General features: G+C 61.8%; 19 protein-coding genes. 12 read left to right on the top strand and 7 right to left on the bottom strand.

Annotated features, from left to right (window positions below; all coding sequences use genetic code 11):
- Nucleotides 1–4: 4 nt before the first annotated feature.
- Nucleotides 5–1,438: an ethanolamine permease gene (eat, locus tag C4J89_RS23410; RefSeq protein WP_124415689.1), complete on the bottom strand. Its 1,434-nt coding sequence runs from the start codon at nucleotides 1,436–1,438 to the stop codon at nucleotides 5–7.
- Between the two features lie 206 nt (nucleotides 1,439–1,644).
- On the bottom strand, nucleotides 1,645–3,165 hold the full coding sequence (locus C4J89_RS23405; RefSeq protein WP_124415688.1) for an aldehyde dehydrogenase family protein: 1,521 nt from the start codon (nucleotides 3,163–3,165) through the stop codon (nucleotides 1,645–1,647).
- A 270-nt stretch (nucleotides 3,166–3,435) separates the two neighbouring features.
- On the opposite strand from C4J89_RS23405, the gene C4J89_RS23400 reads away from it, so the two are divergent.
- From C4J89_RS23400 to C4J89_RS23385, 4 genes are all read left to right on the top strand, one after another.
- Nucleotides 3,436–5,343 carry a sigma-54-dependent Fis family transcriptional regulator gene (locus C4J89_RS23400; RefSeq protein WP_124415687.1) on the top strand — a complete coding sequence of 636 codons (1,908 nt, stop codon included), beginning with the start codon at nucleotides 3,436–3,438 and terminating at the stop codon, nucleotides 5,341–5,343.
- A 141-nt stretch (nucleotides 5,344–5,484) separates the two neighbouring features.
- Nucleotides 5,485–6,834, top strand: a complete 1,350-nt coding sequence (mpl, locus tag C4J89_RS23395; RefSeq protein WP_124415686.1) for a UDP-N-acetylmuramate:L-alanyl-gamma-D-glutamyl-meso-diaminopimelate ligase — start codon at nucleotides 5,485–5,487, stop codon at nucleotides 6,832–6,834.
- On the top strand, nucleotides 6,831–7,460 hold the full coding sequence (ubiX, locus tag C4J89_RS23390; protein WP_124364568.1) for a flavin prenyltransferase UbiX: 630 nt from the start codon (nucleotides 6,831–6,833) through the stop codon (nucleotides 7,458–7,460). The genes mpl and ubiX overlap by 4 nt, the downstream gene beginning before the upstream one ends.
- The gene (locus C4J89_RS23385; RefSeq protein WP_124415685.1) at nucleotides 7,453–7,737 is read left to right on the top strand and encodes a YceK/YidQ family lipoprotein; all 285 of its coding nucleotides are present in this window, start codon (nucleotides 7,453–7,455) and stop codon (nucleotides 7,735–7,737) included. The genes ubiX and C4J89_RS23385 overlap by 8 nt, the downstream gene beginning before the upstream one ends.
- Nucleotides 7,738–7,976: 239 nt before the next feature.
- Here the strand turns inward: C4J89_RS23385 and C4J89_RS23380 are convergent, their stop codons facing one another.
- The 3 genes from C4J89_RS23380 to C4J89_RS23370 form a co-directional block, all read right to left on the bottom strand.
- Nucleotides 7,977–8,618: an oxidoreductase gene (locus C4J89_RS23380; RefSeq protein WP_124415684.1), complete on the bottom strand. Its 642-nt coding sequence runs from the start codon at nucleotides 8,616–8,618 to the stop codon at nucleotides 7,977–7,979.
- Nucleotides 8,619–8,647: 29 nt separating this feature from the next.
- Entirely contained in the window at nucleotides 8,648–10,366 is a 1,719-nt protein-coding gene (locus C4J89_RS23375) for a C13 family peptidase (RefSeq protein WP_124364565.1), read from the bottom strand.
- Between the two features lie 105 nt (nucleotides 10,367–10,471).
- The gene (locus C4J89_RS23370; protein ID WP_124371982.1) at nucleotides 10,472–10,927 is read right to left on the bottom strand and encodes a MaoC family dehydratase; all 456 of its coding nucleotides are present in this window, start codon (nucleotides 10,925–10,927) and stop codon (nucleotides 10,472–10,474) included.
- A 181-nt stretch (nucleotides 10,928–11,108) separates the two neighbouring features.
- Between C4J89_RS23370 and C4J89_RS23365 the strand changes: the two genes are divergently transcribed.
- The 3 genes from C4J89_RS23365 to C4J89_RS23355 are packed head-to-tail and all read left to right on the top strand — an operon-like array spanning nucleotide 11,109 to nucleotide 12,787.
- Nucleotides 11,109–11,462, top strand: coding sequence for a CidA/LrgA family protein (locus tag C4J89_RS23365; RefSeq protein WP_124415683.1), 354 nt, complete (start codon nucleotides 11,109–11,111; stop codon nucleotides 11,460–11,462).
- Nucleotides 11,459–12,175, top strand: coding sequence for an LrgB family protein (locus tag C4J89_RS23360; RefSeq protein ID WP_124364562.1), 717 nt, complete (start codon nucleotides 11,459–11,461; stop codon nucleotides 12,173–12,175). The genes C4J89_RS23365 and C4J89_RS23360 overlap by 4 nt, the downstream gene beginning before the upstream one ends.
- A gap of 21 nt (nucleotides 12,176–12,196) precedes the next feature.
- Nucleotides 12,197–12,787: an LON peptidase substrate-binding domain-containing protein gene (locus C4J89_RS23355; protein ID WP_124415682.1), complete on the top strand. Its 591-nt coding sequence runs from the start codon at nucleotides 12,197–12,199 to the stop codon at nucleotides 12,785–12,787.
- Between the two features lie 15 nt (nucleotides 12,788–12,802).
- Here the strand turns inward: C4J89_RS23355 and C4J89_RS23350 are convergent, their stop codons facing one another.
- Both C4J89_RS23350 and C4J89_RS23345 read right to left on the bottom strand, forming a co-directional pair.
- Nucleotides 12,803–14,119, bottom strand: a complete 1,317-nt coding sequence (locus C4J89_RS23350; RefSeq protein ID WP_124364560.1) for a bifunctional DedA family/phosphatase PAP2 family protein — start codon at nucleotides 14,117–14,119, stop codon at nucleotides 12,803–12,805.
- Nucleotides 14,120–14,256: 137 nt separating this feature from the next.
- Complete coding sequence (locus C4J89_RS23345) at nucleotides 14,257–14,940, bottom strand: DNA-3-methyladenine glycosylase (RefSeq protein ID WP_124415681.1); 684 nt, start codon at nucleotides 14,938–14,940, stop codon at nucleotides 14,257–14,259.
- A 175-nt stretch (nucleotides 14,941–15,115) separates the two neighbouring features.
- On the opposite strand from C4J89_RS23345, the gene C4J89_RS23340 reads away from it, so the two are divergent.
- The 5 genes from C4J89_RS23340 to mrdA all read left to right on the top strand — a co-directional run bounded on the left by C4J89_RS23340 (nucleotide 15,116) and on the right by mrdA (nucleotide 19,980).
- Entirely contained in the window at nucleotides 15,116–16,381 is a 1,266-nt protein-coding gene (locus tag C4J89_RS23340; RefSeq protein ID WP_124364558.1) for a glutamate-5-semialdehyde dehydrogenase, read from the top strand.
- On the top strand, nucleotides 16,381–17,025 hold the full coding sequence (gene nadD, locus C4J89_RS23335) for a nicotinate-nucleotide adenylyltransferase (RefSeq protein ID WP_124368480.1): 645 nt from the start codon (nucleotides 16,381–16,383) through the stop codon (nucleotides 17,023–17,025). Before C4J89_RS23340 ends, nadD begins: the two co-directional genes overlap by 1 nt.
- A gap of 69 nt (nucleotides 17,026–17,094) precedes the next feature.
- Nucleotides 17,095–17,589, top strand: a complete 495-nt coding sequence (rsfS, locus tag C4J89_RS23330; RefSeq protein WP_003176298.1) for a ribosome silencing factor — start codon at nucleotides 17,095–17,097, stop codon at nucleotides 17,587–17,589.
- 9 nt (nucleotides 17,590–17,598) lie between these two features.
- Complete coding sequence (gene rlmH / locus C4J89_RS23325; protein ID WP_003176297.1) at nucleotides 17,599–18,066, top strand: 23S rRNA (pseudouridine(1915)-N(3))-methyltransferase RlmH; 468 nt, start codon at nucleotides 17,599–17,601, stop codon at nucleotides 18,064–18,066.
- Between the two features lie 15 nt (nucleotides 18,067–18,081).
- Nucleotides 18,082–19,980: a penicillin-binding protein 2 gene (gene mrdA, locus C4J89_RS23320; RefSeq protein WP_124364556.1), complete on the top strand. Its 1,899-nt coding sequence runs from the start codon at nucleotides 18,082–18,084 to the stop codon at nucleotides 19,978–19,980.
- The last annotated feature ends 31 nt before the right edge of the window (nucleotides 19,981–20,011 follow it).

The following is a 20,011-nucleotide window of genomic DNA, read 5'->3' as shown; positions in this document are numbered from 1 at the left end:
GCAGTTAGTGCAAGGCGGCCTCTGCGGCCTGGATCGCCGCGAATTCTTCTTCCGGCGTGCCCGCTACCAAGTGATGCCGGCTGTAGAAAGCAAAGTAAGCAATTAATACTCCATAGATGATCGCGGCGCCAATGACCACGCGCGGATCCACCAGAAAGCCCGCCACCACGGCCACGCAGGCCAGTACCAACGCCACGCCCGAGGTGAAGATGCCGCCCGGCGTGCGGTAGGGGCGATCCATTTTGGGGCGACGGATGCGCAGGGTGATGTGGGCGGCCATCATCAGCACATAGGAGAGGGTGGCGCCGAACACGGCCACCAGAATCAGCAGGTCGCCCTGGCCGGTCAACGACAGGCCAAAACCGATAATGCCGGGGATCACCAGCGCCAACACCGGCGCCTTGCTCTTGTTGGTCTCGGACAGCTTGCGCGGCAGGTAGCCAGCGCGGGACAGGGCAAAGATCTGCCGCGAATAGGCGTAGATGATCGAAAAAAAGCTGGCGATCAAGCCGGCCAGGCCCACCAGGTTGACGAAGCTGCCCATCCAGGTCGAACCGCCGTAGGACAATGCCAACGCTTCCACCAGTGGGTTGCCGGATTTGATCAAGGCGTAAGTGCCCGCGCCGCCCGGTGCGATCACCAGGATCAACAGGGCAAAACTGGTCAGCACCACAATCGCGCCGATCAAGCCGCGTGGCAGGTCGCGTTTGGGGTTCTTGGTTTCTTCAGCGGCCAGGGGCACGCCTTCTACCGCGAGGAAAAACCAGATCGCATAGGGGATTGCCGCCCACACGCCGACGTAGCCGAACGGCAGGAAAGGGCTGGCACCCTTGGCTTCGGTCACCGGGATATCCAGCAGGTTGGCGACATTGAAGTGCGGCACCATCGCTACCAGAAACACGCCCAGGGCGATGGCCGCGATGGCGGTGATCACGAACATCAGCTTCAGCGCTTCACCCACCCCAAAAATGTGGATGCCGATAAAGATGATGTAGAACGCCAGGTAGATCATCCAGCCGCCAATGCCGAACAGCGACTCGCAATACGCGCCGATAAACACCGCGATGGCGGCGGGCGCGATGGCGTATTCGATCAGGATCGCCGTGCCCGTGAGAAACCCGCCCCAAGGGCCAAACGCGCTGCGGGCAAAGCCGTAGCCGCCGCCTGCGGTGGGAATCATGGAAGACAGTTCGGCCAGTGAAAAGCACATGCACAGGTACATGGTGGCCATCAGCAGTGTGGCGAGAAACATGCCGCCCCAACCGCCCTGGGCCAGGCCAAAGTTCCAGCCGGCGTAGTCGCCGGAGATGACGTAGGCGACACCGAGGCCGACCAGCAGCACCCAGCCGGCGGCGCCTTTTTTGAGTTCGCGTTGTTGAAAGTAATCGGTGCCGACTTTTTCTAAGTCGACGGAAGAACTTGTGGGTTCGCTGGGCATGGGAAGTACCTTCCATTCTTATTGTTTTAACTCGGCCTCTGTGTGCCGAATGCGCATCGCAAGTACTTGTGAAGTTCTAAGTGTGGGAGGGGGCTTGCCCCCGATGGCGGTGTGTCAGTCAGTTGGTTGTTAGCTGATCCACCGCTATCGGGAGCAAGCCCCCTCCCACCTTTGATTGCATTGCAAGTGTGGGAGGGTGTTGTGGGTTAGAAGAAACCCAACGGATTAATGTCGTAGCTCACCAGCAAGTTCTTGGTCTGCTGGTAATGGTCCAACATCATCTTGTGCGTCTCACGCCCCACACCGGATTTCTTGTAACCGCCAAACGCGGCGTGCGCCGGGTACAGGTGGTAGCAGTTGGTCCACACGCGGCCGGCCTTGATCGCACGGCCCATGCGGTAGGCGCGGTTGATGTCGCGGGTCCACAGGCCGGCGCCCAGGCCGAACTCGGTGTCGTTGGCAATGGCCAGGGCTTCGGCTTCGTCCTTGAAGGTGGTGATGCTTACCACTGGGCCGAAGATTTCCTCCTGGAACACGCGCATTTCGTTGGTGCCCTTGAGCAGGGTCGGCTGGATGTAATAGCCGGTGGCCAGGTCGCCGCTGAGCTTCTCCACCTTGCCGCCGGTGAGCAGTTGCGCCCCTTCGCCCTTGGCGATTTCCAGGTAGGACAGAATCTTGTCGAACTGCTGCTCCGACGCTTGGGCGCCGACCATAGTGTCGGTGTCCAGCGGATCGCCGCGCTTGATCGACTCGACCTTTTTCATCACCACTTCCATGAAGTCTTCATAGATCGACTCTTCTACCAGCGCGCGCGATGGGCAGGTGCACACTTCGCCTTGGTTGAAGAACGCCAGCACCAGGCCTTCGGCGGCCTTTTCGATGAATTGCGGTTCGGCTTTCATGATGTCGGCGAAGAAGATGTTCGGCGACTTGCCACCCAGTTCGACGGTGGACGGAATGATGTTCTCGGCCGCCGCATGCATGATGTGCGAACCCACCGGGGTGGAGCCGGTGAAGGCGATCTTGGCGATGCGCTTGCTGGTGGCCAGGGCTTCGCCGGCTTCTTTGCCGAAACCGTGCACGACGTTGAGTACGCCGGGCGGCAGCAGGTCGCCGATCAGCTCCATCAGCACGTTGATGCCCAGCGGCGTCTGCTCGGCAGGCTTGAGCACCACGCAGTTACCGGCGGCCAGGGCCGGGGCGAGCTTCCAGGCGGCCATCAGCAGGGGGAAGTTCCACGGAATGATCTGGCCGACCACGCCCAGCGGCTCATGGAAATGATAGGCGGCGGTGAGTTCGTTGATTTCGGCGCTGCTGCCTTCCTGGGCGCGTATGCAGCCGGCGAAGTAGCGGAAATGGTCGGCGGCCAGCGGGATGTCGGCGTTGAGGGTTTCGCGCACGGCCTTGCCGTTGTCCCAGGTTTCGGTGACGGCCAGCAGTTCGAGGTTCTGTTCGATGCGGTCGGCGATTTTCAGCAAGACCAGCGAGCGGTCCTGGGCCGAGGTCTTGCCCCAGGCGTCAGCGGCGGCGTGGGCGGCGTCCAGGGCTTTGTCGATGTCTTTGGCAGTAGAGCGCGGGAATTCGGCGATGGGCTTGCCGTTGACCGGCGACGTATTGGTGAAGTAATTGCCATCGACCGGGGCAACGAATTCTCCACCGATGTAGTTGCCGTACTTGGCCTTGAACGAAACGATGGCGCCTTCAGTACCGGGGTGTGCATAACGCATGGTGGGCATCTCCTGCTTTTATGTTTATTGGAGTACAGCGCGGCAAGCGCGTAGTAAAGCGTAGAGCAAGGGTTGGGCCACTGCGTTGCAGGCCAGGGAAATCAAAGGGTTATTATTTTTACCGGGCGTTGCTGTCACCCCGTCGGTACAGGCGGGGTGACAGTGTGTGCCATAACGATACAGCCTGTGACCGGCGGGTCGGGACGGGATTGCAATGGCTGGGTGCCTGGAGGATGCTGGGCGTTCTCACGCAGGGAGAATAATAAGAACATGCACAACGATCAGTTCAGTCGCCATGCCCAGCAAGTCTTGACCGTCACACGAGGGCATGAACGCTCCCAAGGCCCCGGCAGCGATCCGTCCATTGCCCGCTCCTGGCTGCGCTGCCTGGAGGACTACCACCTCGATCCCGCGCAAACCATCGCCCCTACTGTGCTCGAACAGGGTCGCCTGCTGGAAAGTCGCGAACGCCTGCAGCAGGTGCTGCACATCGCCGGCAACGAGATGGACAGCCTGCATCAACAGCTCTCCGGCGCTGGCCACGCGGTGCTGCTCACTGACGCGCGCGGCGTGATCCTCAACTGCGTCACCGCGCCGTCCGAGCGCAAGATTTTCGAGCACGCCGGGTTATGGCTGGGCGCCGATTGGAGTGAGGCTCGCGAAGGCACCAATGGCATCGGGACGTGCCTGGTTGAGCGCCAGTCCGTGACGATTCATCGCGACGAACACTTTCGCGGCCGTCACACGGGGCTGACCTGCTCGGCGAGCCCGGTGTTCGATCCTCACGGTGAACTGCTGGCGGTGCTGGACGTGTCGTCGGCTCGGGAAGCAGTGTCGCGCCAGAGCCAATTCCACACCATGGCGCTGGTCAATCTCTCGGCGAAGATGATCGAGAGTTGCTATTTCCTGCGCCACTTCGAGCACCATTGGCTACTGCGTTTTCACCTGCAAGCCGAGTCCGTGGGCCTGTTCAGTGAAGGGCTGCTGGCGTTCGACGGTGAGGGGCGCATTTGCGCGGCCAACCAGAGCGCGCTCAACCTGCTCGCATGCACGCGTAGCGGTTTGCTGGGGCAGCCGGTGGAGGCATTTTTCGATTGTTCGCTGGACCAACTGCTGAGCCGCGCCAGCGCCAGTGCGACCGCCAGTTGGCCATTGCGTACCCGTGAGGGGCGCAGCCTGTTTGCGGCATTGAGAGGCCAGCCGCGCCGTGTGCCCACGCCGGTTACCCGACCAGCATCGCCACGGCCATCGGGGATTTGCCTGGGCGACCCGGCGCTGCAAGACGAAATGCGCAAGGCGCTGCGGGTGTTCGAGCGCGATGTGCCACTGCTTATCAACGGTGAAACCGGATGCGGGAAAGAAGCGTTCGCCAAGGCGGTGCACCAGGCCAGCCAGCGTTCCGATAAAGCCTTTGTCGCGCTCAACTGTGCGGCCATCCCGGAAAACCTGATCGAAAGTGAGCTGTTTGGCTATCGCGGTGGCAGTTTCACCGGAGCGCTGAAGGAAGGCATGCGCGGCAAGCTGCAACAAGCCGATGGCGGTACGTTGTTTCTGGATGAAATCGGCGATATGCCTGTGGCGCTGCAAACCCGTTTGTTAAGAGTGCTGGAGGACCGCCTGGTGGTGCCCATCGGCGGTGAGCCCCAGGCGGTGAACGTGCGAATTATCAGCGCCACCCACCGAAATTTGCTTGAGCGCGTGCAGGACGGCAGCTTTCGCGAGGATTTGTATTACCGCTTGAACGGCCTGGAAGTCGCCCTTCCGGCGTTGCGTGAGCGCAGTGACAAGTCGCAACTGCTGGACTTCCTGCTGGCGCAGGAGGCGGGTAAGCAGGCTGTTGGCCTGACGCCTGCAGCGCGTGAAGTTCTGTTGGCGTACGCGTGGCCGGGCAATATCCGACAGCTGCGTACGGTGTTGCGCACGCTGGTCGCGCTGTGCGACACAAGCCTGATCGGGCTTGAGGATTTACCTGCAATCATCCGCCAGGCTCGCGCGCAATCGAGTGAACCGAGCCCTGCACGTTCGCCCCTGGACGACGCCGAGCGGGCGGCTTTGCTGGCAACGCTGGAGCAGCAACGCTGGCACATGAGCCATACGGCGCAGCAGTTAGGGGTGAGCCGTAATACGCTTTACCGAAAGTTGCGAAAGTATGAAATTTCACGCAGTTTGGTCGTTTAGCCGTGAAAAATGCAGTTCACCATGAAGTCCATGGGTTGCTTCACAGGCCTGCCCACTGCCAGCGCACTTGGCCGAGTGACCTAAAGAGTGCCATTTCCTACTCCCTGCGCTAACCTGCCTCGATGATTTACGAGGTCAACTATGCACATTCATATTCTGGGTATCTGCGGCACGTTCATGGGCTCGATGGCGGTACTTGCCAAAGAGCTGGGCCATCACGTTACTGGCTCCGATGCCAATGTTTATCCGCCCATGAGCACCCAGCTACAAGCTCAGGGCATTGAGCTGACTCAAGGCTACGACCCGGCGCAGTTTGACCCGGTCCCCGATCTGGTGGTGATCGGCAACGCCATGTCCCGCGGTAACCCTGCGGTCGAGTATGTCCTTAATAAAGGCTTGCCGTATGTCTCCGGCCCCCAGTGGCTGGCCGACCATGTGCTGCAAGGGCGCTGGGTGCTTGCGGTTGCCGGCACCCATGGCAAAACCACCACCAGCAGTATGTTGGCCTGGGTGCTGGAGCATGCGGGCATGAGCCCGGGTTTCCTGATTGGCGGTGTGCCGCAGAACTTCTCGGTGTCGGCGCGCCTGGGGGAGACGCCGTTCTTCGTGATCGAGGCCGACGAGTACGACAGTGCGTTCTTCGACAAGCGCTCCAAGTTCGTCCACTACCGTCCGCGCACGGCGATCCTGAACAACCTTGAATTCGATCATGCCGACATCTTCCCGGATCTGCCGGCCATCGAGCGGCAGTTCCACCACCTGGTGCGTACCATTCCAAGTGAAGGGCTGGTGATTCACCCGACCACCGAACCGGCGTTGCAGCGCGTGATCGAGATGGGCTGCTGGACTCCGGTGCAAACCACCGGCGCGGGCGGGCAGTGGCAGGTCAGATTGCTCAGTGATGACGGTTCCAGGTTTGAAGTGCTGTTCGAAGGCGCGGCCCAAGGCACCGTCGAGTGGGACATGACCGGCCAGCATAACGTCGCCAACGCCTTGGTCACCCTGGCGGCTGCGCGGCATGTGGGGGTGGTGCCTTCCATGGGTATCGCGGCATTGAGTGCATTCAAGAGCGTGAAGCGGCGCATGGAAAAGGTCGCCGATGTGAATGGGATTACCATCTACGATGACTTTGCCCACCACCCCACGGCGATTGCTACGACGTTGGACGGCCTGCGCAAACGCGTCGGTGATGCGCAGATTATTGCTGTCGTCGAGCCGCGCTCCAACTCCATGAAGCTGGGGGCACACCGTGATGGCCTGCCGGAAAGCGTCAATGACGCCGACCAGGCGGTCTGGTATGCACCGGCCAACCTGGGCTGGGACTTGCCGGCGATCGCCGCGCGGTGCAGTGTGCCTTCGACCGTCTGTGACTCGTTGGAGGGCATCATCGAGCACGTCAAGCACCTGGCCAAGCCAGGCACCCATGTGGTGATCATGAGCAACGGCGGCTTCGGCGGCCTGCACGGCAAGCTGGCCGAGGCGCTCAAGTGAGCGGCCCGGAACGCGTCACCCTGGCGATGACCGGCGCCTCCGGTGCGCCTTATGGCCTGCGTTTGCTTGATTGCCTGGTGCGTGAAGACCGTGAGGTGCATTTTCTGATCTCCAAGGCGGCGCAGTTGGTGATGGCGACTGAAACCGATGTCGCATTACCGGCCAAGGTGCAGATGATGCAGGCCTTCCTCACCGAATACACCGGCGCGGCGGCGGGGCAGATCAAGGTCTATGGCAAAGAGGACTGGATGTCGCCGGTCGCTTCCGGCTCCGGTGCGCCGGCGGCGATGGTGGTGGTGCCCTGTTCCACCGGCACGCTGTCGGCGATTGCCACGGGCGCCTGTAATAATTTGATCGAGCGCGCGGCGGACGTGACCTTGAAGGAACGCCGGCAGTTGATCCTGGTGCCGCGTGAAGCGCCCTATTCGAGCATCCATCTGGAGCACATGCTCAAGTTGTCGAACATGGGCGTGACCATATTGCCCGCATCGCCCGGCTTCTATCATCAGCCGCAGACCATCGACGACCTGGTGGATTTTGTGGTGGCGCGCATTCTCAACTTGCTTAATATCCCGCAAGACATGCTGCCACGCTGGGGCGAGCATCACTTGAGCGGCGATGAATAAGGCGCTGCTGGTCGTGCTGGCGCTGCTATTGGCGGGCTGCGCCACCGCTCGCACGCTGGATGCCGCGCAACCTGGCGCGCCGGTGGTGTATGCCGGCACGCGGTTGGACCTGTATGCGATCAATGGAGGCTGTTGTGCCAAGGACCGGTTCGGCGCCGAGGCGCCAACCTATCCGCAGGTCGACCTGCCAGCCAGCGCGTTGCTCGACACGCTGCTGTTGCCATTGTCGTTATTGACCGTGCTGGGTGTCGGCTTCAACGCCACCGGTGGCCTATAACGCAAACCTCAACAACACCACAAAACCAAATGTGGGAGGGGGCTTGCTCCCGATGGCGGTAGCCAGCCAACTCATCAGTGACTGATTGATCGTCCCCACGCTCCCGCGTGGGAATGCCGCCCGTGACGCTCCGCGTCACACATGCGCAGTAGCTGAAACGTACAGCGGTTGGCCGGACGCGGAGCGTCGCGGTGAGGCATTCCCACGCAGAGCATAGGAACGATCATGTGGTTTCACATTCATTTACCAAGCTTGCGCAGCTCATCCGACTCCACCACGCGCACCCCGTCCTGCTCTTCCAGCGCCAGGCGCCACATGGCGCGGGCCAGTTCGCAGACTTCAATGCCGTGGTACTTGCCCGGAATCAGGCGTGACAGCGGCCCTGCCAGCTGTTCGGCCAGGCGCGGCTCCAGTCTATCGCCCAACAGCAACGATGGCCGCACGATCGTCAGTTGCGGCCAATCCTGTGCTCTCAACGCCTGCTCCATTTCCCCTTTGACCCGGTTGTAGAACACCGAGGATTTCGGATCGGCGCCAATCGCACTGATCACGATCAGGTGCCGCGCGCCCATTTCCCGCGCGCGCTTGGCGAAGGTCACCACCAGATCCAGGTCGACCGCACGGAACGCCGCTTCCGAACCTGCTTTCTTGATCGTAGTGCCCAGGCAGCAGAAAGCGATATCCACTTGGCCGCTCAGGTGTGGCAGGACCACTGCCGGGTCGCCCACCGGGTTTTCCAGGCGCGGGTGTTCAGCCAGTGGTTTGCGGCTGGGTGCCAGTACGCGGGTCACGGTAGGTTCGTTGAGCAGGCGGTCCAGCAAGTGTTCGCCGGTGAGGCCAGAGGCGCCGGCCAGCAGGATATGCTGCGGTGTCAGGTACATGGTGTTTCCCCCTTGTTACACGTTACAGCTTAGTTGCCTTTGGCTTCCTTGCTATTCATTGAGACGCTTTCGAGCGCCTTTCGTGCCTGCTGTTTGCGTAATAATTGCCAATGGGCGATCACGCCCTTGGGGGCCCAGATCTGCGGTTCGGAGGCTTCGAAATTGTCCGCCTGTTCGCGTTCGGCCACGTGCAGTTGTGCCAGTTTGAACGCCTGTTGCAAATCGTCCGTTTGGCTGAAAGCTTGTGCGAAAAGGGCATCACCAAAGTAGGTGAAGTCTGCTTCTTCTGAACAACCGAACGACACGCGATCCGCGCGCGAGGCGGTCATGATCAGCGTGCGTTCATCCTTCAATGCCGGGATGAATCCGCCGGAGTAACAGGCGGAAATCACGATGATCTTGTCACGGTTTTTCAGCGGCGCGAGCACAGCGGCCAGCTCGTCGGCCGGCAGGTCGGCCAGCTCCATGCGCGGCTGGTCCAGCACCAATTCGTGTTCATGAGTGCCGTGGCTGGTCATATAGATGAACACCAGGTCTTCCGGCCCGCTGCGTTCGGCCAGGGTTTGCACGGCACGGCGCAGATTTTCGCGGGTGGCCATGGGGCGGTCGGCGATATGGTCGCGGTGGTTGACCAGGCGAATCTGCCCATGTGCACCGAAGCGGGTGGCGAGCATATTGCTGACGTAATCGGCTTCGCGCAGGAATACGCTTTGCTTGCCGTCACCGGCCAGTGCCAGGGTATACAGCTCGACGGCAGGCGTAGACGCGGGCACGGCGGCGAGGGCGTCAGCCAGCAAGCGACCCTGGGCCAATACGCCGATTTCCAGCGGGTCGGGCAGCAGCTTGCCCTCGGCATCGCGCACGCGCATGCCGTTGACCCAGGTGCCGGCCTGAACCGTGCCATCGGTGAGCACCAGCGTGCCGCGGCCCTGGTAGCTGTCGCTGTCGAAGCCGCCGATATAGAAGCTGCCATCGGTAAGGTTCAGGCGACCTTCGCCGCTGAAGCGCCAATCGATGAACTGGCCAACGTAGTGGCTGCCATCGACGCCGATCAATTCGCCCTTGCCGCTGAGCGCGCCTTCCTTGAACTGGCCGATCCACACGTCGCCGTCGGCATTTTCATAGCGGCCCTTGCCGTTGAGTTGGTTCTGTTTGAACTGGCCGACGTAGATATCGCCATCCGCGCTGTTGAACGTGCCGTTGCCTTCCAGCTGACCATCGACGAAGTGGCCGCTGAACTGATTGCCGCTGTCGTCGTTGCGCTGGCCTTCGCCATTGGGCTTGCCGTGGGCGAATTGGCCCTGGTATTGGCTGCCGTCGGCCAGCTCCAGGCGCCCAAGGCCGGAGTACTGGTCGTCCTTGAATTCGCCGCGGTAGGTCATCTGCCCCTCTTTGAGGGTGCCTTCGCCGTTGCGTCGACCGTTCTTGAAGCCGCCGACGTAGCTGCTGCCCGCTGTGGTCAGGCGGCCCTGGCCGTCAAACAGGCCCTGCTTGAATTGGCCTTGGTAGACTTCGCCGTTGCTGCCATGCCATTCGCCCTGGCCATGCCATTGGCCCTTATCGAACTCGCCGGCGTACCAACTGCCATTGGGGTAGTCGACACGGCCCTGGCCTTGCAGCAAGCCGTTGACCACATCACCACGATAGCGGCCGCCATCGGGCAGGCGCGCGTCGGGCGGCAACAGCGATTCGCCGTCTCCGCACGCGGTGAGCAACAGGGCAAGGGCAAGGGGGGCGAGTGGGCGCATAGCGGGATCCGGATAATTGAGCGCCGAGTATGCCGCAGCCGCGAGGTTCATACATAAATTTACATACACTGTGGCAAGGTTTGTTGCCTCACCACAGGCGGCGTCCTACACGAAGCAGAGTGACAGCGACTCGGCGATGTAGGCAGGTTTCTCCTGGCCTTCGATTTCCAGGGTGGCGGTGGCCTTGAACAGCCATTGGCCGGGTTTTTTCTCGTGGACATCGGTGAGCGTGACGTTCAGGCGCACCTTGGAGTCGACCTTTACCGGCTGGATAAAGCGCACGCTGTCGAGGCCGTAATTGACCGCCATTTTCAGGCCTTCGGGCATGATCAGGATGTCTTCCATCAGCTTGGGCATCAGCGACAGCGACAGGAACCCATGGGCGATGGTGCTGCCGAACGGGGTGTGCGCCGCCTTGACCGGGTCGACGTGGATGAATTGATGATCGCCGGTGGCCTCCGCGAACAGGTTGATGCGCGCCTGGTCGATGGTGAGCCACTCGGAACGTCCGAGTTCCTTGCCGACATACTCTTTGAGCTGCGCTACGGGTACCTGGGGCATTGCATCTCTCCTGGTTTCATCGTTTTTATCCCCCGCTGATGAGGGTTTTTGTATGGGATACAGAGAACCAATGTAGATCATCATGGGCAATCGGCCCGGTCAACGACATGCTTTTGGCGAATGCCGGAGCATAGGGCGGGCGTGCTTATAATGCGCGCGAGCTTTAAGGGGGAGAAAGCGGATGCTGTTACGTGGCCTGACCTGGCTGGTGTTGTTTCAACTGATCGGCACAGCGATCAATCATCTGCTGTTGCCGGTATTGCCGGGGCCGATCATCGGCCTGCTGCTGATGCTCGGCTTTCTGATCTGGCGCGGCGAAGTCAGCGAGCCGCTGAGCCTGGCGGCCGGCAGCCTGCTGCGGTATCTGCCGTTGCTGCTGGTGCCGCCGGCCGTGGGCGTGATGGTGTATGCCAAGGACATCGTTGCAGACTTCTGGGCCATTGTCGGCGCGCTGGTGCTGTCGCTGATCATCGCCATGGCGGTCGTCGGCGTGCTGATGCAACAGATGCTCAAGCGCAAGGAGAAGGGCCAATGATGTTCGACTGGCAGGGCGCCTGGACGGCCGTCATTCATCACCCGCTGTTCGGGATCGGCATCACCCTGGGTGCTTATCAACTGGTACTGGCGGCTTTCGAGAAAACCCGCTGGATTTTCCTGCAGCCGGTGCTGGTCTCCATGTTGCTGGTGATTGGTGTGTTGCTCACTTGCGGCCTGAGCTACGTCGAATACCGCGAAAGCACCGAGATCATGGGCATTCTGCTGGGCCCGGCGACGGTAGCCCTGGCGGTGCCGCTGTATCTGAACCTGCGCCGGATTCGCCAATTGTTCTGGCCGATTTTTACTACGCTGGTGATAGGTGGGGTGTTGGCCACCGGCCTGTGCGTGGTGTTGGGCTGGTGGTTCGGCGCTGAACACAGGGTGCTGATGACCATGGCGCCCAAGTCGGTGACGTCGCCGATTGCCATGCTGGTGGCCGAGCAGATCGGTGGCGTGGCGGCATTGGCTGCGGTGTTCGTGTTGATCACCGGGGTGGTCGGCGCCATGATCGGCCCGTCGCTCCTGTCGCGCCTGGGCGTGCACAGCCCCGAAGCACGCGGCATGGCCCTGGGTATGACGGCCCACGCCGTCGGCACCTCGGTGGCCCTGCAGGAAAGTGAAGAATGCGGCGCCTTCGCGGCGCTGGCGATGAGTCTGATGGGCGTGGCCACGGCGGTGTTCCTGCCGCTGGCCGTGTCGGTGATCGTTTGAACCGGGTTTAAGGAAACCTTTATGAGTCTGGCGCTGTTCCCGCTCAACACTGTGCTGTTCCCTGGCTGCACCCTCGATTTGCAACTGTTCGAGGCGCGCTACCTGGACATGATCAGCCGCTGCATGAAAAAGGGCGAAAGCTTCGGCGTGGTGTGCATCCTTGACGGCAAGGAAGTCGGCCTGGCCCCGGACGGCTATGCGCTGATTGGCTGTGAGGCGCTGATTCGCGACTTCAAGCAACAGGACAACGGCCTGCTGGGCATTCGTGTCGAAGGCGGACGGCGTTTCCGCGTACGTGACGCCCAGGTGCACAAGGACCAGTTGCTGGTGGCCGAGGTGCAGTGGCTCGAAGAGCTGCCGGACCAGCCGCTGGAAGAAGAAGATGCCGACCTGCTGGCGCTGCTGCAGGCATTGGCGGAGCACCCGATGGTCGCTTCGCTGGATATGGACGCTCGTGCCGAGGGCCAGCAGGCCCTGGCTAATCAGCTGGCGTATCTGCTGCCGTTCACCGAGGCCGACAAGCTCGACCTGTTGCAACTCGACGATCCGCAGCAGCGGCTGGATGCGATCCAGATGCTGCTGGATGAGTTGCAAGGTGAGTTGTTCACCTGAAATCCCGGCCGACGCTCAATAGGCGTACCTGAGCAACGCGTGCGAGGTGCCGGTAAGGGCGATAAAACCGAGCACGGCCACCAAGGCGGGCAACACCAGCCACCAGGCTTTTTGCGTCATCGCGGGCAAGGGGCTGCGGTACTGACTGAGGCTGAGGCTGAACGCGCAGACGGTCATCGCCAGCAGCGTGCCGGCCAGGATGTCCGTGGGCCAGTGAGCACCCAGGTACACCCGCGACAAGGCAATGAACGCGGCGGGTATGCAGCCCAGTAGCAGCCAGGTAAGTCGTAACCGCGTGGGTTGGCCGCGCCCGGCCAGTACCGCCAGGGCCAGGAAGAACGCAAACGCGCCGGAGGCATGGCCGCTGGGCATGCTGAAGCTGGTGAGCGGTTCGGTGAGGATTTCCGGGCGGCCACGGGCAAAGAAGAGCTTGGTGCCGGTGTTGATCACGGCGGCTCCCGCCAGTGTGGCGCCAACGAATAGGGCATGACGCCACTGTCGCGCCAGTAACAGCAGGCCGGTGAACACCGCGCTGGCCACGAACATTTTCTTGAACTCGCCCAGCTGGGTGATGCGCACCATCACTTCGTCAAGCCACGGGCTGCGATGTTCCTGCACAAGGGCACTCAGGCCCTGGTCGAAATGGTTGAGGTGCGGGTAGCCGATGAACAGCGCGACCAGCAAGGTCAGGCTGGCGCAACCAATCCACAGGGTAGCGCGACGATGACCGCGCAGGCTGCTGTTCAAACTCAACCCCAGCAGCACCGCCAGGCAGGCCGCGACAATGGCCGCTTCCGGCCAGAAACCTTCCGGCAGTGGCAGGCGGAACGCAGCGCCAGCGGCCCATCCCGGCAGCAGATAAGCCACCGACCAACCCGCTGCCGCGATAACGCTCACGGCCGCAAAGCGCGGGAACGGCATGTCGCACATGCCGGCCACCATCGGCAGCATGGGGCGCAGCGGGCCGATGAAGCGTCCGACCAGCAGGCTGGCGATGCCGTACTTATGGAAGTAGGTTTCGGCGCCATTCATCCACTCGGGATGCTGACGAAGGCCGGGCAGGCGCCGGATGTTCTGGTGGAAATGCCGGCCCAGGTAGTAGGAAACCCCATCGCCCAATAAGCCGCCGAGGAATCCCAGCAGCAGGGTTTCGCTCAACGACAGCGCGCCGCTGCCGGCCAGCGCGGCAATCGCGAACAGCAGCACCGTACCTGGCACGATCAGTCCGGCGATAGCCAGGCATTCCACGCACGCAACGATAAACACCGCCGCCGCCAGCCATTGTGGGTTCAGGGTCAGCCAGCCGGTAATGCTATCGAGCCAATGGCCCATACACTCCACTCCATACGTAATCTGAAACGCTGATGATCAACTGTGGGAGGGGGCTTGCTCCCGATGACGGTGGGTCAGTATCAGATGGTCTGACTGACACACCGCTATCGGGAGCAAGCCCCCTCCCACATGGAGCATCAAATCAAAAAATAATCGCGGCCTTCGACCTGTCCCCGCCGCAGCGGGTTCCGTGTGCAATAAGGCGCATAGCCAGCATCGACGAAACGGTACATCAAATGCTCATCGCGCCCGCTGGGGATGCCCAGTCGTGTGGTCTGGATGATTTGCGTGGGTACCTGGCCTACGTCTTCCACATACAACAGTTCCTGATCGAAGCGCTTGGCATCCCACATCGGCACCTTCAGGCCCAGCGCCTTGCACAGCAGCGTCTGGCCTGCACAGAGTTTCTGCGCGGCGCGCGGGCTGCCGTCGGGGTTCGGGTTGTTCAACAGCATTTGCGCCAGGCTCGCCGGGCCGGAAATTTCATCGACCCAGGGATACGCCGATTTGATCAGTACGGCATTGCCCGGGCCATGGGCGCTGAAATTCAGCGAATCACCGCCACGGGCGTAATACATATAGATATGCCCGCCATCCAGAAACAAAGCCTTACGCTTTTCTGTGTAGCCGAGTGAGGCGTGGCTGCCTTTTTCGGCCACGTAATAGGCTTCGGTTTCAATAATTCGGGCTGAAAGCCAAATTCCGCCGACACGATGACGGATGACTTTTCCGAGCAGTTCTTGCGCGAGCAACTGTGCGTCGCGGTCGAAGAAGCTGTCGGGAAGGGCGCTGGCAGGGAGTTCGGGCGTCATTGTGAGCATAACGTTCAAGGTAATTACGGCTAAATGTGACGGAATCATAACAACTCCCACCTTAATTACTGCTGAACCCCAGGTTTTTACAGTTCATTTCGACCATCCGCCCCTCACCGCTGTCAGTCGGGCGGCGTCACAGCTATAATCTGCCGCTTTCCTCTTTGCCAAGACTACCTGACCCATGACTGAGTCCGTTCTTGACTACATGACCCGCCTGGGTCGCGCTGCCCGTCAGGCCTCGCGGTTGATCGCCCGTGCGAGCACTGCGCAGAAGAATCGCGCGTTGTTGGCCGCCGCCGACGCGCTGGATGCTTCGCGCCCAGCGCTCGCCGCCGCCAACGAACAGGACTTGGCCAACGGCCGCGCCAATGGCCTGGAGCCGGCCCTGCTGGATCGCCTGGCGCTGACCCCGGCGCGTATCGACGACATGATCGAAGGCTTGCGTCAGGTGGCCAAGCTGCCTGACCCCATCGGTGAAATCCGCGATATGCGTTACCTGCCATCCGGCATCCAGGTCGGCAAGATGCGCGTGCCCCTGGGCGTGATCGGCATCATCTATGAGTCACGCCCGAACGTGACCATCGACGCCGCGAGCCTGTGCCTCAAGTCGGGCAATGCCACCATCCTGCGCGGCGGTTCCGAGGCCATCAACTCCAACCGTGCCATCGCTGCCTGCATTCAGCAGGGCCTGGCCGTGGCCGAGTTGCCCGCCGAGGTGGTGCAAGTAGTGGAAACCACTGACCGCGCGGCGGTCGGCGCGTTGATCACCATGCCGGAATTTGTCGACGTGATCGTGCCGCGCGGTGGCAAGAGCCTGATCGAGCGCGTCAGCCGCGACGCCAAGGTGCCGGTGATCAAGCACCTGGACGGCGTGTGCCACGTCTACATCGACATCGCCGCCGACCTCGACAAGGCGATCCGCATCGCCGACAACGCCAAGACCCACCGCTACGCGCCGTGCAACACCATGGAAACCCTGTTGGTGCACGCCGGCATCGCCGAGCGCGTGCTGCCGCCGCTGGCCGCCATTTATCGCGACAAGGGCGTGGAACTGCGTGGTTGCGAGCGTACCCGCGCGTTGCTGGGCGCGGATGTGATCGAGGCGACCGAGCAGGACTGGTACACCGAGTACACGGCGCCGATCCTGTCGATCCGCATGGTCGACGACCTGGATCAGGCCATTGAGCACATCAATAAATACGGCTCCAAGCACACCGATGCCATCGTCTCCGAGCATTTCAGCGATGCCCGGCGTTTCCTCAATGAAGTGGACTCCGCTTCGGTGATGGTCAACGCCTCGACGCGCTTTGCCGATGGCTTCGAGTACGGCCTGGGGGCGGAAATCGGCATCTCCACCGATAAGCTCCATGCCCGTGGCCCGGTTGGCCTGGAAGGCCTGACCAGCGAGAAGTACGTGGTGTTCGGCGACGGTCACGTGCGCACTTGATGGCTAAACGCATCGGGCTGCTCGGCGGTACTTTCGACCCCGTGCACATCGGCCATTTACGCAGTGCCCTGGAAGTCGCGGATGCCCTGGCGCTGGATGAATTGCGCCTGATGCCCAATTTCCGGCCGCCCCATCGCGATACGCCGCAGGTGTCAGCGCAGCAGCGCCTGGAAATGGTGCGCGTTGCCGTGGAGGGTATATCGCCGTTGGTGGTGGACGATCGCGAGCTCAAGCGCGATAAACCGTCCTACACTGTCGACACCCTGGAACTGATGCGCGCCGAGTTGGCCGCCGATGACCAGTTGTTTCTGCTTTTGGGCTGGGACGCATTTTGCGGCCTGCCCTCTTGGCATCGCTGGGAGGAACTCCTCCAGCATTGCCACATCCTGGTTCTGCAACGCCCGGATGCCGACAGCGAACCGCCGGATGCCTTGCGCAACCTGCTGGCTGCGCGGTCGGTAAGTGACCCCTTGGCCCTGACCGGGCCGAACGGGAATATTGCATTCGTCTGGCAGACCCCGCTTGCGGTGTCCGCCACCCAGATCCGTCAACTGCTGGCCAGCGGTAAGTCGGTACGTTTCCTGGTGCCTGACGCGGTCCTGGCCTACATCGATGCGCACGGACTTTACCGTGCGTCGAACTGAAAAGGCGCGCTTGTCGCTACGCACCGTCGTGCAGCGAGCGCCCGAACATACGAGCAAAACGAGTTTTATATGACGAACAAAGACGTAAGCAAAGTTAAGCGCAAAGGTACCTTTAAGAGCGCGCCGCTGCCGGTAGAAGCCCACGTTGGCCCGGAACTGGCTGGCGAAGAGCTGGTAAAAGTTGCCGTGGCTGCCCTGGAAGACGTGAAAGCCCAGGACATCCAGGTGCTCGACGTGCGCGACAAGCAGAGCATCACCGACTTCATGATCATCGCCACCGGTACCTCCAACCGCCAGATCGGCGCGATGCTGGACAAGGTTCGCGAAGCGGTCAAAGCCCAGGGCGTGAAGCCACTGGGTGAAGAAGGCAAGGGCGACAGCGACTGGGTACTGCTGGACATGGACGACGTGATCGTTCACATGATGACCTCCAACGCCCGCCAGTTCTATGACCTGGAGCGTCTGTGGAAAGGCGCCGAGCAGAGCCGTGCCGCCGATGGCAAGCACCACAGCCCGGAAGTGGGCCACGCGCACTTCGACAAGCTCAACAAAGACCAGGAATAAGGAACGGCTGTGCGCCTGCGTCTGATCGCTGTCGGTTCACGCATGCCCAAGTGGGTGGAAGAGGGCTGGCACGAGTACGCCAAGCGTCTGCCTGCCGAGCTGTCGCTGGAGCTGGTGGAAATACCGCTCAACACCCGGGGCAAGAATGCCGACGTGGCGCGCTTTATCCGTCAGGAAGGCGAAGCCATGTTGGCCAAGGTCGGGCCCAACGAGCGCATCGTTACGCTCGAAGTGCACGGCAAGCCCTGGAGCACCGAGCAGTTGGCGGTGGAACTGGACCGCTGGCGCCTGGATTCGCGCACCGTCAACTTCATGGTCGGCGGCCCCGAAGGGCTGGCGCCGGAAGTCTGTGCGCGGGCCGATCAGCGCTGGTCGCTGTCGGCGCTCACGCTGCCGCACCCGTTGGTAAGGATTCTGATCGGTGAACAGCTGTATCGCGCCTGGACAGTTCTGTCCGGGCATCCTTATCACAAATAATCTGCGCCATTCCCGATGACCCAGCCGATCCGCATCAAGGACCACGAGAAAGACGCACGTCTGGTACGTGCGCGCGTGGTATTTGGCGCGATCATGGTGGTGGCGCTGATCGGGGTGCTGATCGCGCGCCTGTATTACCTGCAGGTCATCCAGTACGAATATCACTCCACCTTGTCGGAAAACAATCGGGTGCATGTGCAGCCGATCCCGCCGACCCGTGGGCTGATTTTCGACCGCAATGGCGTGGTGGTGGCGGATAACCGGCCCAGCTTCAGCCTGAGCATGACCCGCGAGCGTTCCGGCGACTGGCAACAGGTGCTCGATGTGATCGTCGAAGTGCTGCAGTTGACGCCGGAAGACCGAGTCATCTTCGAGAAGCGCATGAAGCAGGGGCGCCGGCCTTTCGAGCCAGTGCCGATTCTGTTCGAGCTGAACGAAGAGCAGATCGCACGGATCGCGGTGAACCAGTTCCGCTTGCCGGGCGTGGAGGTGGTGGCGCAGTTGGTGCGGCATTACCCCCAGGGGCCGCACTTTGCGCACTCGGTCGGCTATATGGGGCGCATCAACGAGAAAGAGCTGAAAACCCTCGATCCGGTCAATTACAGCGGCACCCATCACATTGGCAAAACCGGCATCGAGCGTTTCTACGAGCCCGAGCTGCACGGCCAGGTGGGTTACGAAGAGGTCGAGACCAACGCCCGCGGCCGCGTGTTGCGCGTGCTCAAGCGCACTGATCCGTTGCCGGGCAAAGACATCGTGCTGAGCCTGGACATCAAGCTGCAGGAAGCCGCCGAAATGGCGCTGGGCGGTCGTCGTGGTGCGGTGGTGGCGCTGGACCCGAAGACTGGCGAAGTGCTGGCCATGGTCAGCCAGCCGAGTTTCGACCCCAACCTGTTCGTGACCGGCATCAGCTTCAGGGCCTACGCCGAGCTGCGCGATTCCATCGACCGGCCGCTGTTCAACCGCGTGTTGCGCGGCCTCTACCCGCCGGGTTCGACCATCAAGCCGGCCGTGGCGATTGCCGGCCTGGATTCGGGCGTGGTCACGGCGTCGAGTCGGGTCTATGACCCCGGCTACTACATGCTGCCCAACTACGATCACAAATACCGTAACTGGAACCGCACCGGTGACGGCTATGTCGACCTGGATACCGCGATCATGCGCTCCAACGACACCTATTTTTATGACCTGGCCCACAAGTTGGGTATCGATCGCTTGTCGACCTACATGGGCAAGTTCGGCCTCGGTCAGAAAGTCTCCCTGGACATGTTCGAAGAATCCCCAGGCCTGATGCCGTCGCGGGAGTGGAAGCGGGCGACGCGCCGCCAGGCGTGGTTCCCCGGCGAAACCCTGATCCTCGGCATTGGCCAGGGTTATATGCAGGCCACCCCGCTGCAACTGGCCCAGGCGACGGCGCTGGTGGCGAACAAGGGCATCTGGAACCGTCCGCACCTGGCCCGGACCATCGAGGGCGAGAAACCGCTGGATGAGAACCCGATCCCCGACATCGTGCTGCGCGACCCGTCCGACTGGAACAAGGTCAATCACGGTATGCAGCAGGTCATGCACGGCGCCCGTGGCACCGCACGCAAGGCGGCGATCGGTGCGCAGTACCGTATCGCCGGCAAGAGTGGTACCGCCCAGGTGGTCGCGATCAAGCAGGGTGAAAAGTACGACCGCTCCAAGGTTCAGGAACGCCACCGCGACCACGCCTTGTTTGTCGGTTTTGCCCCCGCCGATGACCCGAAAATCGTAGTGGCGGTGATGGTGGAGAACGGCGAGTCCGGCTCCGGCGTCGCGGCCCCGGTGGTGCGTCAAGTGATGGACGCCTGGCTGCTGACCGCCGACGGCAAGCTCAAGCCCGAATATGGCGGCCCCCCTTCAAGCCCCGAGGTTACGGCCCGTGAAGAGTAATTTTGACCGCATCCTCTCCAGTGAGGATGTG

It is taken from the genome of Pseudomonas sp. R4-35-07, from assembly GCF_003852235.1.
Taxonomy (GTDB): domain Bacteria; phylum Pseudomonadota; class Gammaproteobacteria; order Pseudomonadales; family Pseudomonadaceae; genus Aquipseudomonas.
The sequence above is the reverse complement of the archived record's forward strand: the minus strand, read 5'-3'. Positions and strand labels throughout refer to the sequence as shown.

Coding starts and splice junctions, on each gene's coding strand:
- eat (WP_124415689.1), bottom strand. CDS start 1,438: ATGCCCAGCGAACCCACAAGTTCTTCCGTCGACTTAGAAAAAGTCGGC.
- C4J89_RS23405 (WP_124415688.1), bottom strand. CDS start 3,165: ATGCGTTATGCACACCCCGGTACTGAAGGCGCCATCGTTTCGTTCAAG.
- C4J89_RS23400 (WP_124415687.1), top strand. CDS start 3,436: ATGCACAACGATCAGTTCAGTCGCCATGCCCAGCAAGTCTTGACCGTC.
- mpl (WP_124415686.1), top strand. CDS start 5,485: ATGCACATTCATATTCTGGGTATCTGCGGCACGTTCATGGGCTCGATG.
- C4J89_RS23385 (WP_124415685.1), top strand. CDS start 7,453: ATGAATAAGGCGCTGCTGGTCGTGCTGGCGCTGCTATTGGCGGGCTGC.
- C4J89_RS23380 (WP_124415684.1), bottom strand. CDS start 8,618: ATGTACCTGACACCGCAGCATATCCTGCTGGCCGGCGCCTCTGGCCTC.
- C4J89_RS23375 (WP_124364565.1), bottom strand. CDS start 10,366: ATGCGCCCACTCGCCCCCCTTGCCCTTGCCCTGTTGCTCACCGCGTGC.
- C4J89_RS23370 (WP_124371982.1), bottom strand. CDS start 10,927: ATGCCCCAGGTACCCGTAGCGCAGCTCAAAGAGTATGTCGGCAAGGAA.
- C4J89_RS23365 (WP_124415683.1), top strand. CDS start 11,109: ATGCTGTTACGTGGCCTGACCTGGCTGGTGTTGTTTCAACTGATCGGC.
- C4J89_RS23360 (WP_124364562.1), top strand. CDS start 11,459: ATGATGTTCGACTGGCAGGGCGCCTGGACGGCCGTCATTCATCACCCG.
- C4J89_RS23355 (WP_124415682.1), top strand. CDS start 12,197: ATGAGTCTGGCGCTGTTCCCGCTCAACACTGTGCTGTTCCCTGGCTGC.
- C4J89_RS23350 (WP_124364560.1), bottom strand. CDS start 14,119: ATGGGCCATTGGCTCGATAGCATTACCGGCTGGCTGACCCTGAACCCA.
- C4J89_RS23345 (WP_124415681.1), bottom strand. CDS start 14,940: ATGCTCACAATGACGCCCGAACTCCCTGCCAGCGCCCTTCCCGACAGC.
- C4J89_RS23340 (WP_124364558.1), top strand. CDS start 15,116: ATGACTGAGTCCGTTCTTGACTACATGACCCGCCTGGGTCGCGCTGCC.
- nadD (WP_124368480.1), top strand. CDS start 16,381: ATGGCTAAACGCATCGGGCTGCTCGGCGGTACTTTCGACCCCGTGCAC.
- rsfS (WP_003176298.1), top strand. CDS start 17,095: ATGACGAACAAAGACGTAAGCAAAGTTAAGCGCAAAGGTACCTTTAAG.
- mrdA (WP_124364556.1), top strand. CDS start 18,082: ATGACCCAGCCGATCCGCATCAAGGACCACGAGAAAGACGCACGTCTG.